We start from the raw sequence: 16879 nt of genomic DNA on the forward strand, positions 1-16879 counted from the left end.
CTCACGGCCGGAGCCGTCACTCATAAGGCATGAATGAACTATGTCGCTGCGACGCGGAAAATCAAAGTAGGGATTTCCTTACCTATACGCGTCGCCGGAACGCGTCGCTGTAAGTATTTGAATTTACTAAATTATTTACCATTGATCGCAGGCGAAAACCGGCCGGTGAAACGGAAAAATATTGCCCGTCTAAACGACCTAACTTCAGCGCTCGATTAGGAAAAACTGGTTTTGGCTGGAGGCTTTCAAAATTGCTTGGGCCGTTGTGTCCACATCAAGGGTCTCACGTGCCAAGCGCAAATGCTTTTCGATTGTTGCGGGGTTTAGCCCCATAATCGTTGCAGTATCTTGAATGGTTTTACCATCTGCAACCCACTCAAGCACCTCACGCTGCCGCGCGGTGAGGGGCCGACGTTGACCCGTCGTATGTGGAAGCTGCGTCACCTTCAAGTGCATGACTTTATTGGCCAATTCGATATCAACACCATGTTTGGACCAAATCTCATCAACATCGTCTTGCGTAAGCCCACGTCGAGCAGTCAACCCAATGGCACCTTTGGCACGGCTTGAGACGTCATGAAAACTCACGGTGTAACCGGCAGTGACATCAAGGCGCTGGTTCAAAGCCACGACCTCCAACTCCCCGGGGGAAAGTTTTCCGTTCATCGCCAATTCTTGCATCATGCGCCAGCTACAAGCGCCAACATTCTCAGCGGCCCAAGCGACCATCGGCCCTTGGTAATAGGCCCCGTCACCAACGAAATGCTCTACGTATTCAGCGTCATGGTTGGTCAGGATCAAGGCATCTTGCAGGTCACCAAGGGTACTTCCAGTCCGAAACCGAGTATATCCGTAGACGATCCGGTCGAAGCCGAACTCAGCCATTTTGTCCCCATGCAGGGACCACACATCTTCTAGCGTCTCTGCAACAAGAATTGCGCTCAGGTGCTCTTGAATACTCATCATGCTGCCAGATGTCCCGCTAATGCATCCAATGCCAATACATATCCTTTCACCCCGAACCCAGCGATCTGACCGAGGGCCACGGGCGCGATGAAAGATTTATGGCGGAAGGCTTCTCGGGCGTGAATATTCGACAAATGCACTTCAACGACCGGCAATTCGACAGAGGCAATCGCATCCATCAATGCCACAGACGTGTGGGTAAAAGCCCCTGCATTCAGGACGATACCTTGATGGGAGGATTTCGCAGCATGAATGGCGTCAATCAGAACGCCCTCATGGTTGGACTGCATGGTTTCAACGTCAAACCCCAGAGATTTCCCATGAGCCTTACAGATTTCTTCAACATCAGCCAAAGTGACAGATCCATAAACCTCAGGTTGCCGCGTTCCCAGCAGGTTAAGGTTAGGTCCATTCAGGACAAGTAGTGATGTCATAGAACATTCCTTAGAAAACAAGACCTTCTTATAGCCAGAACGGCTCTGTGTCGAGCGCGTTGCGGCCCCAACTTTCCTGCGTAGGAAATCCCCTTAACGACGATCACGTGATACGGGGGTGCCTACTCCGAGTGTGGCGCTCAGGCTGATCATCGCAAAAGAAAGCTTTTATTGGAAAACTATGGTCGTTTCAAACTGTTTTGCCAAAATGCACTTCAAAGCAAGCGCCAGTTTCCGACGGCACGCACCGAATTGATGCCTCATATCCCTCTAAGACAGCCGCAACAATTGACAGGCCCATGCCGGTTCCACCGTGCTCGCGCCGCGTTGTGAAGAAAGGCTCTGTCAAACGGTCCAAATTGCTATCGAGCACGCCGGAACCATCGTCTGAAAGCGTCAACACCCCTTGGGCATATCCGAGTGTCAGGCGACCCGCCCCATGGGCGAGGGAGTTTTGTGCCATTTGCTGCAGTATCATCTGCCCATGTTCTGGCGAGATCGGAAGCACTGTATCTAAAGGAGCCGTCGAGATGATGCTCAAACCGTCGATATCAGGTATCATGTCCGCCAAGCGTCCCGAGCCGACTTCATGTGACGTGCGCACGCGGGTCATTTCGCGCAGCTTTCCGAGAAGGCTGTTCATCCGGCGCGACTCTACTTCAATATTATCAAGCAATTTCAGCTTATTATCTGGCGTAATTCCATCAGATTTCAGCAGTTCCGCCGCACCGATCACTGCGGTGACAGGGGACTTCAACTCATGGGTTACATGGTCAGTGTAGGTCGAAATTTCTTGCGACCGCCGCGACAGAGTTGCCGCCATGCTCGACACGCTTTCCCCAAGATCGGCAAGCTCGCGCAAACCGTAGTGACCGATGGCGCGAACATTGGGATTTCGCTGCGCTGCAATGGCCCGCGATCTGTCGCGCAAAGCATGTATCGGCCTTGAGATGAGCCGTTGAAGCAGCAAGCCAATCAATCCGGCCCCAACCAGCGTTGAAACCAGCATGATCATCAACGCATATCGCTCTTGAAACAGGAACTTACCAAGGTTCAACGGAGTCCGCGATAGATACACCACACCGACCACCCGCTCGTCGACCAGCACCGGATAGGTCAAAAACACCCGATAGCCCGTATCGCGGCTCAGGGAAGAAAACCGGTGCGATTCAAAGTCATCAGAACGCCAACGAAGGGCCGCCCCAATGTCGCCCGCCAAAGCCGATTTCACCTCATCAAGGGCAGCAAGGGACGGGGCCCCCTCGGAATTCAGGTCACGACCTGCATGATCCAAGAAAACCACCCCCGCCAATGTCGTCCGTTGAGACCGCTTCGCCAAACGGATCAAGCGCGGGGTGACAGCTGAATATCGCGGATCCAATGGCGCGGCGACTGCCGTGCCGTCGGGGCGCGGAGGGCCGACCGTATCTTGGCGCACATTGAGATGCGCACGGGCAGGGTGGAACTTCGCCCCCCAATGCTCTTTTTGCGCGTCGCTCAAGATCGCGCCGACCAATGGCCCATCCAACGCAGAAAACGTCTGCGCGTAGATTTCCGCATAGATGGCGCCTTGCTGGATCAATGATTGCTCTGTCTCGCGCACGAATTGATTAGATGTCAGCCGCACCGCCAAAAGCGCCACCAATGGCACCGACACAAGAGCCACACACACCGCAGCGATTACCATCGCGATCGAAGGGCGCCACTTTTTGCGCACTGCGCTCACAGGCTACAGGGCCCCAACTTCACCCCCACGCCGTGCACCGTAACGATTATGTCGGTACACCCCAATGCCGCGGCCTTTGCACGAATGTTCCGCAAATGGCTGTCGACCGTCCGTCCCGACAGGTCTGAATTCGGGCCATAGATGTGATCGATTATCCTGTTACGGTCATAGAGCTGTTCGGGGTGGGTCATCAGGACTGCCAACAACGAAAACTCCGTCGCCGTCAGTCCCAATGCAGCGCCCCCAAGAAGGCAGATATGGCGCGGAGGGTCCAACTCCAACTCCCCGTGTCGCAGCTTGGTGTCGACTTGTGGCTTGCCGCGGGCCAGAATGGCCTTGATACGAAGGACCAGCTCCCGTGGGCTAAAGGGTTTAGAGACAAAGTCATCCGCCCCCAGCTGGAACCCTAACACACGGTCCAGCTCGTCGTCTTGTGCCGTCAAGAACAGCACAGGCACATTGGAGCGGGCGCGGATTTTCTTACAGCACTCGAACCCGTCCATCTGCGGCATGCCCACATCAAGAACCACCAGATCAACTTCTTCACGGCCTATATGGGTGATCGCGTCTTGACCGTTCGCCGCCTCCACAGACCGCAGCCCAGCCCCTTCAGCCGCTATCCGCACCACGTCGCGGATGTGGGGGTCGTCATCTACGATCAAGATACGCTCATTCATATCCAAGGTGTTACAACTCACGTTAAATTTGTCCAGCGCTGCAATCCATTACCCGACCCTTCGCCGAAAGCCCAACAGGGTCATAGCCGCGATGAGGAGAAAGCCGATTATGGCCTCAGGTTCCGGCGAAGAGGACCCTGCGAAAGCCGTCCCATGCCCGTGCCCCGCCTTTGACATGCCCGACACCATTGGCAGTGGCACCAGAGCGTTTTTGCCGGTAACTCCGCTGGAGTTGCTTTGCCGCTGAGACACCGCAACAAAAGATGTGTATTGAGTTTGAAGCGCATATTCCAACCCCAGTTTGGTGATCTCCCGATCCGCCGAAGACGGGTCTTCACCCACGGCGATCTGCCGTGTCAAATCAGCGATCCTGTTGCGCGCCCAAACAAGCGGAAGGGCGGGGTTCTGGGGGGTGTCCTTCAGGGAAACCGTAACCGGCATTTCCGCCAAATGCCCGTTTACCAGCCCTTTCAAAGTTATTTTGGCTTGCGCGAGGTCTTTCACGTTTTCCCGATCAAACCGCGTGTAGACGCGCAGGCTGTTGCCGGCAAACAGGTCCGGCACGCGGGCAGGGGTGACGTCTTGCACGTCCAGATCCCCCCAATCGATGGTGATATCCGTGAGCAAAGGAGATTTGAGATCAGCCGCCAGTTCCTCCGCGACCTCGGACGCCTGCTCATCAAGACCGACATAGCGGGAATACCCGCGCCCTTCATCGGCCATCGCGTCCAACAGGTAGCGGTTCACGGAGTTTCCGACCCCAAAGGCGTAGATGCGCGCCGCGCCAATTTGCGCGCGGATGGTCCGAAGCACTTTGGCCTCATCACCAATGTAGCCGTCGCTCAGGAAGACGACGATGCGCATCGTGTCCTCGGGCTGGCTGGTGGAGAACGCCGTGCGAATGGCATTGTCGATCTCGGTGCCACCACCGGTACCAAGGTTGTTCACATAGGCCCGACCTTTGCGAATGTTGCTCTTCGTCGCGCGGGTGGAGCCATTGGCAAACCGTTGGGTATGATTGGCAAAGGGAATGATCCGGAAGTAGTCGTCAGGGCGCAGTTCGCTTAATGCGGCGTCCATGAAGTTCTTGCTGGCTTGCATCGGCTCCCCATTCATCGAGCCGGAGGTATCCAACACGAACACCAACTCGCGTGGGGTGATATCGGCATCGGCTGGCGTGGAAGGTGGCTCAATCATCAAAGAGACATATCCCCCGCGATCGTCCACATGGGACAGGGTTGCGGCCTCAAGCACATCACCGCCCAAAGTGTAACGAATGACCAGATCGCGGTTGTCTTGAACCTTCCCATTGGCGAATTTCGCGCTCAGCCCTTCATAGGTCTGCTCCACTTTCAAGTGATGCGTTCTGCTGATGAAGTCTGACACTGTAACACCCGATGTCATGTTCAGCTCAAGAGACACGCGGTCGCTTGAGAACGTATCGGGAAGATCAAGCCCAATGACCTTTGGATAGGCAGGGACATCGCTAATCGCCCAAGTATTCGTGGTCAGAACCGGTGCTTGATCGTCGCCTGCGACTTCTTGATCATGGTCCAAAGACCCACCGCCATCGTATCGTGGTCCGACGATCAGGGGGATCACCAGTTCATGCTGACCCTCAATCTTCGGAACCATCTGCACATAGCGCAAGGTCACGTTGATCGGCTCCCCTGGCATCAGGTTGGCAATCCGCTGCGAGAACATATTGGGGCGATGCTGGGTCAAAAGAGCTGCGGATTTGCCGTCTTTGGCGGCTTGATCAAATTCAGCCTGAGCCTGCGCTTTTTCGCGAATTTCTGCGCGAATGACCTCATCACCGATGCGCATCTCCATGCCGTAGACTGCGGCCAGCTGGTTGAGCGGAAACAGATATTCGGCCTCTAGGGGAAGATGTGCCTCATTCAAGAAGCTCTGAGTGATCTCGACGGTGGCCATATCTCCTTCGATGCTGACATCGATGTTGCTGTCCAGCAAAGGCAGATCATAGGACGCCCCCGCCAAATTGGCGACCACGCGCCCAGCCACATCTTCCTTGTCAGAGCCCCATGCCGACATCGCAGCGCTGAGCGAAAAAACCGGAAGTAAAATTAGAAAAAGTCGCATAATGATCCTCGTTTAGGTTATAGATCGAGAGCAGCCAGAGCCGCCTGTTCAAATGAGATTCGGTCCTGTTCAGGAAGGGATTTTGCCGTGATCCGCTGCACGGATTGCCAACTGCGCGAGGCCCCGCTCAGCCAGCTCCAGACGGCTTCGCCAACACTGGCCGTTTGCTGCCCGTCATCAGAGACAAAGCTGACCGAGACAATCCAGACACGGCCATCAGGGCCTGTTGCCTCATAGACCGAACTGGGCAGCGGATCGTAGGTTGTCCCCAGAAAGCGAACCGCAAAGCCCATCCCCAACAGGCAGGTTTCTGGCGAATGAAGGTGGCGGAGCGGCGAGGTCGTGCGCACGATGTTTACCCCCATCGGCCCGTATTGAACCTTCTGCGCGGTGCCACCATAGGCGGTAAAATACCTCTGCTCCGTCTCGCTTAGGGCAATCGGCTTTGCCCGCTGCCCCAACAGCTGCATCGGCAGTTCGGCGGCGACCACAGGGGCTGACAGGTCCATCGGGCGTTTGGGGGCGTTCACTATTCCGACGGCGGCCACAAGCGCCACGAAAACCACTGGCCCATGAAGTCCCTTTGGCAGTTTTATGACGGCAGATTTCGGCACGACAACGGCGCGGGGCTGCGGGCGGTAGACCATCAACACCGGTATCGCGGTCGCCATCAAGGTGAACAGCCCGATGGCGTTGTGCAGCCATGGCTCCATGGTGTCGATGCCCAGTGCAAGCCCGCCAGCCAGAAGGCTGATCCGCAGCGCGTTGCCAAGGATGCTAACGCCAATAACGGACAATCCCCCCAACAGCGCCACCCGAAAACGAGGGCGGTAGAGAATATTCAAAAACGCCCACAGGCTCACCAGCAGCAGCAATCCCGACGCGCCGGAGCAGGGCAGGTCCACCAACACATCCACCCCATTGAGGCGCAGCCGCACCCCCTCGCACAACAGATCCGAGAAGACCGGCGACAACATTTCGCAAGCCACCTCCGCAGACACCATTTGCAATGGAAACCCCGCGACCCGCTGCAAAATGGGCCCAAGCGGCAAGGCGAACAGGAAGAATACGGCCATCCAAAAAGGAGATAGCGCCAGCTTCCGCCGGTCCAGCCTCAACACCGTTGCCACTGCAAACACATCAAGCGACAGGGCCAAGGCGCTCAGAATATTGATCGCGAGAAGCTGGCCTGCCAGTCGGATCGCCGCCGCCAGAAGGAATAGAACAAAAACGCGCCCCGCCACAGAAGGCCCTTGGGGAGGGGAGCTTTTTATCGACAGCCCCGCCAATCCGGCAAGCACAACGCAATATAGCGCGCCATAAGACTGGTAGGACGGATCACGCCAACTGGTAAGGAGCCACCGCAGAGGCTCGATTGCCAATAAGACCGACGCGGCTGTCAGGCCAATCCATAGAAGAGTATCGCGTTTTTGTTCCATGCCGCAGGTCTCGCGGCGAGACGTGCAGATGGATCAGGGAAGATGTGCAGAACCTGTGCAGACGTCGATTTAACCGCTGTATTGCGCGCGAAGGACGTTCTTTTGCACTTTGCCCATGGTGTTGCGCGGCAAGGATTGCTGGATCAGATAGCTGCGCGGGTGCTTGAAGCGGGCCAAGAGCGGCTCGATCCGCGCGGCAATGGCATCGCCGTCCAAAGCGGCACCATCTTGCAACACCACGGCTGCGATGACGCTTTCGCCGAAATCCGGATGCGGCACCCCGTAGACGGCACTTTCCAGCACCCCGTCTATGTCATTGATCACATCCTCAATCTCCTTGGGGTAGATGTTATACCCGCCCGAGATAATTAAATCCTTCTGCCGCCCGACGATACTGACCCGCCCATCCGCCGACTGGATTCCCAAGTCTCCGGTTATGAAAAATCCGGTCTCGCGTATTTCCTCGGCCGTTTTTTCCGGCATATTCCAATAGCCCTGAAAGACATTGGCACCCCGCACTTCAATCATCCCGACGTCGCCCGTTGGGGCAGGGTGGCCTGTTTCGGGATCGGTGACTGTGACCTCGACATTCGGCAAGGCATATCCAACCGTACCGGCCAGCCGTTCCCCCCGATAGGGGTTGGAGGTGATCATATTGGTTTCGGTCATGCCGTACCGCTCTAAGATGCGGTGGCTCGTTCGGGCCTCAAAAGCCACATGCGTCTCCGCCAGCAACGGGGCAGAGCCGGATATAAAGAGCCGCATGGAGGCGCATTTGTCCTTGGTCAAGCGCGGATCATCCAACAATCGGGTGTAGAAAGTCGGGACCCCCATCAGCAACGTCGAGCGTGAAAGCTCCGACAAAACACCATCCACATTAAACGCCGCCATCAGCCGTATCGAAGCCCCCGTCAAAAGGCAGGTGTTCAGCGCCACAAACAATCCATGCGTGTGAAAAATCGGCAAGGCATGGATCAAGCGATCTTGGTCGGTGATTTCCCATAGCTCCGTCAAAGATTGCGCGTTGGACAGAAGGTTGCGATGGGACATCATCGCCCCCTTGGAGCGACCGGTCGTGCCGGAGGTATACAAAAGCCCCGCCAAGTCATCCGCCCCGCGCGCGACTGTGTCAAATTCCGTCGAGGCCTGATCTGCGGCCTGCACCAGACTTCCGCGGCCCTCTGCGCTCAAGGTCAGCACCTGTGCACCAAGCGGCACCGCGATGTGATCAATCGCGGCCTCGTCTTGGACGTCACACACGACCAATCGCGGTGCGGCATCCGTCAGAAAATACGACAGCTCGGCTTGCGTATAGGCCGTGTTCAACGGCAAATAGACCGCCCCCGACTGCAACGCCGCACCATATAATGCGACGGCATCCGCGTGTTTGGGAACCTGAGCGACGACACGGTCCCCAGGCGTCACACCAGCTTTTTGCAAAACATTGGCCATCTGCGCCACCCGCAGCACATAGCTGTGATAGCTGACAACAGAGCCATCATCACACAGCAAGAACGGTTGGTCGTTGTCGCGGTGCGGCGCGATGAGCGCATCATACAGGGCGTTTGTCATACTATATTCGTCCTCGCATTGATCAGCCTCTATATTCCTGACCCGCCGTGACCCGCCAACACGCAGCATCCACAGACGGCGCTAGGAGGGGTCAATCATTGGAGAATATGTGGCGGAGAGACAGGGATTCGAACCCTGGGAACCCTCTCGAGCTCAACGGTTTTCGAAACCGTCCCGTTCGACCACTCCGGCACCTCTCCGCAAAGGCTGACTTGTGATCAGGTGCGCGCGGTTTAGCGGGCAACTTCATCCGCTGCAAGCCCATCTCTGCCAATTTCCGCGCAAGCCAATGTCGCTAAGTATAATTTCAACGTGGCAGCCATTGTCGAAGCCGCGTTTGGCTCCTATTCTGAAGTAAGAACCCGCCGCAAAGGATATGCAATGCGCCTTCTAACAGCCAGCTTCACCGCGCTCATGATTTCCGCCTCCGCTGTCGCCGCCCAAAGCGCGTCATTGCTGGACCGCTACTTTACCGCGCTAGATATGGACACGGTGTTTAAGGTTTTGCAGGCAGAAGGCATCGCCGCAGGGCAGGACATGTCCGACGGCGACGGCGTGGCCCCATCGCCCGCGTGGACTGCACGGCTGTCACGCATCTACGCGCCACAACGGGCCAAAAAGGCCTTCTTGGAAGGCATGGCAACCATCAAGGACATCGAAGCGTCCGAACCGGCCCTCGCATTTTTCGAAACTGAACTCGGTGCGCGTATCGTGCAAATTGAGATCGACGCGCGTGAAGCTTTGAACACAGACGCAGGCGAAGCCATCGCTGCCGCAACTGTTGCCGATATTCGCAAGGAGGATCCGGCCCTCTATTTGATGTATAAAGAGTTCATCAAAGTGAACGAGTTGGTCGAAAGCAATGTGGCCGGCGCGCTGAACTCCAATTTGGCATTCTACCGAGGCATGGCGACGAATGAAGGCTATGCCGAAGGATTGACCGAAAGCTTCATGCTGAACTCTGTTTGGGAACAAGAGCCCGAAATCCGCGCGGAAATGGAAAGCTGGACGATGAACTTCTCGTCGGTGGCCTATAGCGGGTTAACCAAGGCAGAGTTGCAACGCTACATCGACATCTCCAAAACCCCCGCAGGCAAACGCCTCAACACCGTCCTGTTTGCAGGCTTTGACCAGATGTTTGAACAGCAAAGCTACGAGTTGGGGCGCGCCACGGCCGAGTTCATGGAAGGCGAAGACACCTGAACTTTAGTCAGTCAGAGTGAACCATCAGGCTGACCGTCACGGCCTCAATGTCGCGGCGCAGATTGGGGTCTTGGGACAACATAGCCGTCAGGGCAGGGCGCTTGGGCACAGGAACCGCCGCCAGATCATAGCCCAATTCCAAGTTCGGCCCGCCGCCCGCCTGAATTTCAGCAATCAATAGATCAAAGGTCTTCTTCACATGAGCTTTGACCACTGCGCGTCTTTTATTATACCGCGCATTGTGAATGGCATTTCCAGCGGCGTAGACAGGAAACAGGACCGGATTGGGAACATGGGACGGCGCAGTCGAGCCGCACCCGAGCACCGCAAAGGCCAAAAAGCCGAATAACGCTAGGTTTAGAGGCCGCGGCCTGTTGACAGTGAGGCGCATTTCCAACATAAGCCCGCATCTGCGCATGTTGCGTAGATTTTTGCAATGACGTCCCGTACCGGGGGCGCGCTGTCCGAGGTGGCCTGAACAGGCCCATGAACGCCGCGAAATGCGGGGCCACAGGACGCGGAAGATAAAAGGGTATGCGATATGTTCGCGGTTCTAAAAACCGGCGGCAAGCAGTATAAAGTCGCCTCAGGCGACGTTCTGCGCGTCGAAAAACTGGACGCCGCCGCTGGCGACACAGTTCAATTCAACGAAATCTTGATGGTAGGCGGCACTGTAGGTGCTCCTTTGGTCAAAGATGCAGGCGTTCAAGCCGAGATCATCGACCAGATCAAAGGCGTTAAAACGATTAACTTCGTTAAGCGTCGCCGTAAGCACTCCTCCAAGCGCACCAAGGGCCACCGTCAGCAACTGACGCTCCTGCGGATCACTGACATCCTTGAAAAAGGCGCCGACAAGTCCGGCGTTAAAGCTGCCATCAATGGTGGCGGTGTGTCTGTTGCTGCTGTTGAAGCTGCGGCTCCTGCACCGAAGAAGAAAGCCAAAGCCGCTGCGAAGCCAGCTGCGAAAGCTGAAAAAGCCGCTGCTCCTAAGAAAGAAGCTGCACCGAAGAAAGCCGCACCTAAGAAGGCCGCTGCTAAAACTGACGGCGCAGACGATCTGAAACAGCTGTCGGGCGTTGGCCCTGCGCTGGAGAAGAAACTGCATGAAGCTGGCGTGACCACATTTGCGCAGGTCGCAGCGTGGACGGATGCCGATGTGGCTGCTATGGATGAGAAACTGTCGTTCAAAGGTCGTATCGAGCGTGAAGGCTGGATCGATCAAGCCAAAAAACTGGCATAAGGAGACTACGAGATGGCACATAAAAAAGCAGGTGGTTCATCCCGGAACGGTCGCGACTCAGCGGGTCGTCGTCTTGGCGTGAAAAAATATGGCGGCGAAGCTGTCATTCCAGGTAACATCATCGTTCGTCAGCGCGGCACTGTTAAGTGGCCTGGCGAAGGCGTCGGCATGGGCAAAGACCACACAATCTTCGCCAAAGTCGAAGGCAACGTGAAGTTCCATAAAGGCCTGAAAGGTCGCACCTTTGTATCCATCGTCCCGATGGCGGAGGCTGCCGAGTAACCGAGACCCACAAAGGTTTGAAAATTTGAGGGATCGGTTGAAAAACCGGTCCCTTTTTCTTTTGTAACGCAAGGCCAGACCATGAGTGTCGCCGCCGTATCATTCGCAATCTTTGCCGCTTCGCAAGTTGGCACACCGGGTCCGGCCAATATGGCCTTGCTCGCAACAGGTGCGCGCTACGGGTTGCGACCTGCACTGCCGTTCGTTGCTGGCGTGGCTTTGGGCAAGCAATTGGTGATCTGGCCGGTTGGCTTTGGCTTGATGCAACTCGCCACCTCGGCCCCTTGGGTGTTTGAAGCGCTTAAGTGGATTTCCGCTGGCTACATTATTTGGTTGGCGTGGAGGGTGGCGAACCTGCGTCTTAACACCAATATCAAGGCTTCTGCGCCCGGTTTTATGGCGGGGTTAATAGTTCATCCGCTAAATCCCAAGGCATGGGCCATGATTACGACCGGTTTTACTGCTTTTACGGACCCCGAAACACCAAGTTTTGAGGCAACCGTTACAATTGCCGCGATACTATTGGGCTTGCAGCTGATCTTGCACCCCATTTGGACCTATGGAGGCGAGCGCATAGCGCGTCTTGTGGCGGGAACGCCCGAAGAAAAATATTTGATGTGGATGTTGGCAGCAGCAACGGTCGCCAGTGTTCTGTTTGTACTATTTGCGGGAGGCAAATAATGAGTTTTGAAGGTATTTACGCCCAGCCGATCATTGCGGCCGACGGATTTGTTCTGCGTCCTTTGACGTCCGCAGATGCAGGTCAATTGGGCATGTATGCCGCCGACGAGCGGATCGCCAAAGCCACATCTTCGATTCCGCATCCCTTGCCACCCGGCACAACCGAGGGGTTCATTGAGCGTTCACTCGCAGATGAGCGTGCGGAGGATGTCTGGGTGATCGACCCCTCTGAGGACAGTTCCCAAGTTCTCGGCGTCATCGCTTTGACTCGTATGGACCGCGAACAATCCGAAATCGGGTATTGGGTCGCACCACAACTGTGGGGCAATGGCTTGGCGTCAAAGGCCGTAGAAGCCTTGATTGAGGCCAATCCGCAGGCCTGCCGCACGCTATTTGGCTCGGTGTTTCAAGACAATCCCGCGTCGGCGCGGGTTTTGACCAACGCTGGGTTCGAGTATATCGGAGACGCGGAAACCTTCTCCGTTGCCCGTGACGCAACAGTGCCGACTTGGACCTATATTAAGAAGCTGGATTGAGGGTTGCGGCCTTGTAGGTTAAGGCATCACAACCCCGCTAGAAAAGGCCACGACTATGAAATTTCTCGACCTCACGAAGGTATATGTCCGTTCTGGCGGCGGCGGTAGTGGTAGCATCAGCTTCCGGCGCGAGAAGTACATTGAGTATGGCGGCCCCGATGGCGGGGACGGCGGCGCGGGCGGCGATGTAATTGCCGAAGCGGTTGATGGGTTGAACACCTTGATCGACTTTCGCTACCAACAGCATTTCTTTGCCAAATCCGGCCAAGGTGGCATGGGGCAGCAACGCACTGGTGCCAGCGGCGACGACATTATTCTACGCGTGCCCGTGGGAACCGAAATCCTAGACGAGGATGAGGAAACCGTCATTGCCGATGTCACAGAGGTCGGGCAGCGGGTCGTTCTTGCACAGGGCGGAAATGGCGGCTGGGGCAACCTGCACTTCAAATCCGCCACCAACCAAGCCCCGCGTCGCGCCAACCCGGGCCAACCGGGCGTTGAGCGCACACTCTGGCTACGGCTGAAGCTGATCGCGGATTCCGGTCTTTTGGGACTGCCGAATGCGGGGAAGTCGACGTTTTTGGCCGCCTCCTCAAACGCCCGTCCGAAGATCGCGGACTATCCGTTCACCACATTGCATCCAAACCTTGGCGTGGTCGGGGTTGATAATACCGAATTCGTCATGGCCGATATTCCTGGCCTGATCGCGGGGGCCTCCCAAGGCAAGGGCATTGGTGATCGCTTCTTGGGGCATGTCGAGCGCTGCTCGGTTCTGTTGCATCTGGTTGATGGCAACTCTGATACCGTCGCCGAGGATTACCAAACCATTATCACCGAGCTTGAAGCCTACGGCGGCGAGTTAGCGGATAAACCGCGCGTAACAGCACTCAACAAGATCGACGCATTGGACGACGACGAACGCGCCGAGAAGAAGGCAGAGTTGGAAGCCGCCTGCGGTGGACCGGTCATGATGATGTCTGGTGTCTCGCGCGAAGGGCTGACGGAGGTGCTACGCGCAGTGCGCTCGGAGATTCAGGAGGATCGTCTGCGTATCGCCAAAGCCGGCGAGGAGCCTGAACCATGGCGCCCCTAACACCTTCCCTGAAAAGCGCCAAACGCATTGTCATCAAGATCGGCTCAGCCCTGCTGGTCGACCGCGACAGCGGTGCGTTGCGGCAAGATTGGCTACACGGGTTGGCCCAAGACGTAGTGCGATTAAAGCGTCGCGGACAGGATGTTGTTTTGGTGTCCTCAGGCTCCATCGCCCTTGGACGCGGGGTGCTGAACCTCGGATCAGGGGCTTTGCCCCTAGAGCAATCCCAAGCCGCAGCCGCCGTCGGACAAATCCGGCTGGCCCGCGCCTATGAGGATGCATTGGCCCCGCATGACGTGACCACTGCTCAGGTATTGGTCACTTTGGAAGACAGCCAAGACCGTCGTCGCTATCTGAACTCACGTGCCACCTTGCGCCAATTGCTGGGCATGGGCGTTGTGCCCATCGTGAATGAAAATGACACCATCGCCACGGATGAAATCCGCTACGGCGACAATGACCGCCTTGCGGCCCAAGTGGCCGTCACGGTGGGGGCCGATCTGGTCGTTTTGCTGTCCGATGTGGATGGGCTGTACACGGCCAACCCCAATGACACCCCTGATGCCACACGTTTGGAAGTGATCCATGAGGTCACGGCCGAAATCGAAGCCATGGCTGGCGACGCCAGCTCTGGGCTCTCCAAGGGGGGGATGAAAACCAAGGTCATGGCCGCCAAAACCGCCATGGCCGGAGGGGCCGCCTTGGTCATCGCAGAAGGATCCGTTCTGGCGCCATTGAACGCGCTGGAGAACGGCGCGAATTCCAGCTGGTTCATCCCGCAAACCGACCCGCAGATTGCACGAAAACGCTGGATTTCAGCGATGAAACCGCAGGGCATATTGACCCTAGACGCAGGCGCCGTCGCAGCACTTGGGCGGGGAAAATCCCTGCTTCCTGCCGGTGTGACCCATGTAAGCGGATCGTTTGAGCGTGGTGATCCGGTGTCGCTAACAGATACAACTGGGGCAAACATAGGTGTCGGGCTGACCCGCTATACCCATGCCGAAGCCCAGCTGATTAAGGGGCATCAATCCTCCGAAATTGAAGCCATTCTTGGCTACCCCGGACGTGCGGCGCTTGTTCACCGCGACGATATGGTGCTCTAACTGACCCTGACCAATAAAGGCCTGTTCCTATGACCAAAGTTGACAACATCCCCGCCGTCATGACCCAGATCGGGGAGCAAGCGCGCGCCGCCGCAGCCGAGCTGTCTTATGCCAGCGCCGAGCGCAAACACGCCGCTTTGATAAGTGCTGCCGAGGCCGTTTGGGACAACCGTCACAAGATCATCGAAGCCAACAAGCTGGACATGGAATTCGGGCGCAACAAGGGCCTGTCCCCCGCAATGATGGACCGCCTAATGCTGGATGAAGACCGCATCCGCGCCATGCAAAACGGCCTGCGTGCTGTGGCGGAACAGGCCGACCCTGTCGGCAAGGTGATCACAGAGTGGGATATGGCGTCAGGGCTACAGATCAAAAGAGTGCGCACACCATTGGGGGTCATCGGGGTCATTTATGAAAGCCGCCCCAATGTAACCGCTGATGCCGGTGCTTTATGCTTGAAAGCCGGAAATGCGGTCATTTTGCGTGGGGGCTCCGAGGGCTTCAACTCCTCGACCGCCATCCATGAATGCCTTGTGAAAGGTCTACGAGACGCGGGTCTGCCCGAGGCCGCAATCCAGCTTGTTCCCACACGCGACCGCGCGGCGGTGTCGGAAATGCTGACCATGACCGACTATATCGACGTGATTGTTCCGCGTGGCGGCAAAGGGTTGGTTGGCCTTGTTCAACGCGAAGCCCGTGTTCCGGTTTTTGCCCATCTCGAAGGCATCGTGCACATCTATATCGACAAAGACGCCGACCTAGAGAAAACGCTCAATGTTGTGTTGAACGCCAAAACGCGCCGGACGGGGATTTGTGGCGCGGCGGAATGCTTGCTGATCCACGAAGATGTGGTCGACACCATCGGGCAGGGCGTTATTCGCGCTTTGTTGGAGAAAGGTGTCACAGTGGACGCAGACATGAAGCTGTCGGGTATTGAGGGCACGCAGCCTGCCAGCCTTGAGCATTGGGGCCGAGAGTTCCTCGACATGGAGATCGCTGCTAAAACGGTCAGCAGCGTGGAAGACGCGATGGCCCATATTCGCGAATATGGATCGAACCACACCGATTGCATCATGACCGAAAATGACGCCACAGCGGAGCTTTTCCTTAGCCGCTTGGACAGTGCCATTTTGATGCATAATGCCTCCACCCAATTTGCCGATGGTGGGGAGTTTGGCATGGGGGCCGAAATCGGCATCGCCACTGGAAAAATGCACGCCCGTGGCCCTGTCGGCGCAGAGCAGCTGACCTCATTCAAGTATATTGTCAAAGGCGACGGCACCATTCGCGCCTAGGTTAGGAATACGACAGGGGCTCTCGGTCAAACCACTCAATGCAAAGGTCGGGCGCGGCGAGGCACAGTTCTGCTTTGACGATGTCCGGTCGGGGCAGGCGGCCACTTACCACACGGTAGCAACCGCGATACCCCAAACCGGCCAATCGCAGCGCCAGTTCAAGCGCGTCACAATCTTGAAACACAAGGGGTGATACAATGAGGCAGGGCTTCAGCTCTTTTATAACCAAGTCATTTAAACGCGCGGCTTCAATGAAATACGCCGGCGGAGAATAGGGCAAAATATGAAGCGGCAGTCGTGCAACCTCAACCGGATTGAACCCGATGGCAAGCGATACATTGTCTAGGGAACACCCCCGACTGCGAACAGAAGAGCGGGTATTGAACTGTTTCACCGTTTATGTCCGACTGGCATACTCGACCTGCAAACTTGCTAAAACCTAAAGCTAACAGGGGTCGAAAACCGCGCAAGACAGGTTTACCTGTCCTCAAACAGGCGCAAGACATAGACCAAACACTCTGACGAG

The 16879-nt window shown here is 56.6% G+C and carries 17 protein-coding genes and 1 tRNA gene; 8 read left to right on the forward strand and 10 right to left on the reverse strand.

Features of this window, described 5'->3' with window-relative positions; all coding sequences use genetic code 11:
• Positions 1 to 204 precede the first annotated feature (204 nt).
• From Q0746_RS01080 to Q0746_RS01115, 8 genes are all read right to left on the reverse strand, one after another.
• A complete protein-coding gene (locus Q0746_RS01080; protein WP_363322717.1) occupies positions 205 to 966 on the reverse strand; it encodes a LuxR family transcriptional regulator in 762 nt (253 codons plus the stop codon).
• Positions 963 to 1400: a type II 3-dehydroquinate dehydratase gene (gene aroQ, locus Q0746_RS01085; protein ID WP_298256349.1), complete on the reverse strand. Its 438-nt coding sequence runs from the start codon at positions 1398 to 1400 to the stop codon at positions 963 to 965. Before aroQ ends, Q0746_RS01080 begins: the two co-directional genes overlap by 4 nt.
• Before the next feature lie 190 nt (positions 1401 to 1590).
• The gene (locus tag Q0746_RS01090) at positions 1591 to 3126 is read right to left on the reverse strand and encodes a histidine kinase dimerization/phospho-acceptor domain-containing protein (RefSeq protein ID WP_298256351.1); all 1536 of its coding nucleotides are present in this window, start codon (positions 3124 to 3126) and stop codon (positions 1591 to 1593) included.
• Entirely contained in the window at positions 3123 to 3824 is a 702-nt protein-coding gene (locus tag Q0746_RS01095) for a response regulator transcription factor (RefSeq protein WP_363322719.1), read from the reverse strand. The genes Q0746_RS01090 and Q0746_RS01095 overlap by 4 nt, the downstream gene beginning before the upstream one ends.
• Positions 3825 to 3851: 27 nt before the next feature.
• Entirely contained in the window at positions 3852 to 5906 is a 2055-nt protein-coding gene (locus Q0746_RS01100) for a VIT and VWA domain-containing protein (protein ID WP_298256353.1), read from the reverse strand.
• Between the two features lie 17 nt (positions 5907 to 5923).
• Positions 5924 to 7345 carry an exosortase T gene (xrtT, locus tag Q0746_RS01105; protein WP_298256355.1) on the reverse strand — a complete coding sequence of 474 codons (1422 nt, stop codon included), beginning with the start codon at positions 7343 to 7345 and terminating at the stop codon, positions 5924 to 5926.
• 69 nt (positions 7346 to 7414) lie between these two features.
• Complete coding sequence (locus Q0746_RS01110; protein ID WP_298256357.1) at positions 7415 to 8917, reverse strand: malonyl-CoA synthase; 1503 nt, start codon at positions 8915 to 8917, stop codon at positions 7415 to 7417.
• A gap of 110 nt (positions 8918 to 9027) precedes the next feature.
• Positions 9028 to 9117: transfer RNA gene (locus Q0746_RS01115), tRNA-Ser, on the reverse strand.
• Positions 9118 to 9298: 181 nt separating this feature from the next.
• Between Q0746_RS01115 and Q0746_RS01120 the strand changes: the two genes are divergently transcribed.
• A complete protein-coding gene (locus tag Q0746_RS01120) occupies positions 9299 to 10120 on the forward strand; it encodes a hypothetical protein (protein WP_298256359.1) in 822 nt (273 codons plus the stop codon).
• Positions 10121 to 10127: 7 nt separating this feature from the next.
• Here Q0746_RS01120 and Q0746_RS01125 read toward each other — a convergent pair whose 3' ends face one another.
• Complete coding sequence (locus Q0746_RS01125) at positions 10128 to 10511, reverse strand: hypothetical protein (RefSeq protein WP_298256361.1); 384 nt, start codon at positions 10509 to 10511, stop codon at positions 10128 to 10130.
• A gap of 150 nt (positions 10512 to 10661) precedes the next feature.
• On the opposite strand from Q0746_RS01125, the gene Q0746_RS01130 reads away from it, so the two are divergent.
• The 7 genes from Q0746_RS01130 (at position 10662) to Q0746_RS01160 (ending at position 16353) form a co-directional block, all read left to right on the forward strand.
• Positions 10662 to 11360: a 50S ribosomal protein L21 gene (locus Q0746_RS01130; RefSeq protein WP_298256363.1), complete on the forward strand. Its 699-nt coding sequence runs from the start codon at positions 10662 to 10664 to the stop codon at positions 11358 to 11360.
• Between the two features lie 12 nt (positions 11361 to 11372).
• Positions 11373 to 11642: a 50S ribosomal protein L27 gene (gene rpmA / locus Q0746_RS01135; protein ID WP_298256365.1), complete on the forward strand. Its 270-nt coding sequence runs from the start codon at positions 11373 to 11375 to the stop codon at positions 11640 to 11642.
• Positions 11643 to 11723: 81 nt separating this feature from the next.
• On the forward strand, positions 11724 to 12323 hold the full coding sequence (locus Q0746_RS01140; protein ID WP_298256367.1) for a LysE family translocator: 600 nt from the start codon (positions 11724 to 11726) through the stop codon (positions 12321 to 12323).
• Positions 12323 to 12859: a GNAT family N-acetyltransferase gene (locus Q0746_RS01145; RefSeq protein ID WP_298256369.1), complete on the forward strand. Its 537-nt coding sequence runs from the start codon at positions 12323 to 12325 to the stop codon at positions 12857 to 12859. Before Q0746_RS01140 ends, Q0746_RS01145 begins: the two co-directional genes overlap by 1 nt.
• Before the next feature lie 55 nt (positions 12860 to 12914).
• Positions 12915 to 13952, forward strand: a complete 1038-nt coding sequence (obgE, locus tag Q0746_RS01150) for a GTPase ObgE (RefSeq protein ID WP_298256370.1) — start codon at positions 12915 to 12917, stop codon at positions 13950 to 13952.
• Complete coding sequence (gene proB, locus Q0746_RS01155; RefSeq protein ID WP_298256372.1) at positions 13940 to 15058, forward strand: glutamate 5-kinase; 1119 nt, start codon at positions 13940 to 13942, stop codon at positions 15056 to 15058. Before obgE ends, proB begins: the two co-directional genes overlap by 13 nt.
• 29 nt (positions 15059 to 15087) lie before the next feature.
• On the forward strand, positions 15088 to 16353 hold the full coding sequence (locus tag Q0746_RS01160) for a glutamate-5-semialdehyde dehydrogenase (protein ID WP_298256374.1): 1266 nt from the start codon (positions 15088 to 15090) through the stop codon (positions 16351 to 16353).
• Between the two features lies 1 nt (position 16354).
• On the opposite strand, the gene Q0746_RS01165 is transcribed toward Q0746_RS01160, so the two are convergent.
• A complete protein-coding gene (locus Q0746_RS01165; protein ID WP_298256376.1) occupies positions 16355 to 16747 on the reverse strand; it encodes a hypothetical protein in 393 nt (130 codons plus the stop codon).
• Between the last annotated feature and the right edge of the window lie 132 nt (positions 16748 to 16879).

Source organism: uncultured Litoreibacter sp., assembly GCF_947487515.1.
GTDB lineage: Bacteria > Pseudomonadota > Alphaproteobacteria > Rhodobacterales > Rhodobacteraceae > Litoreibacter.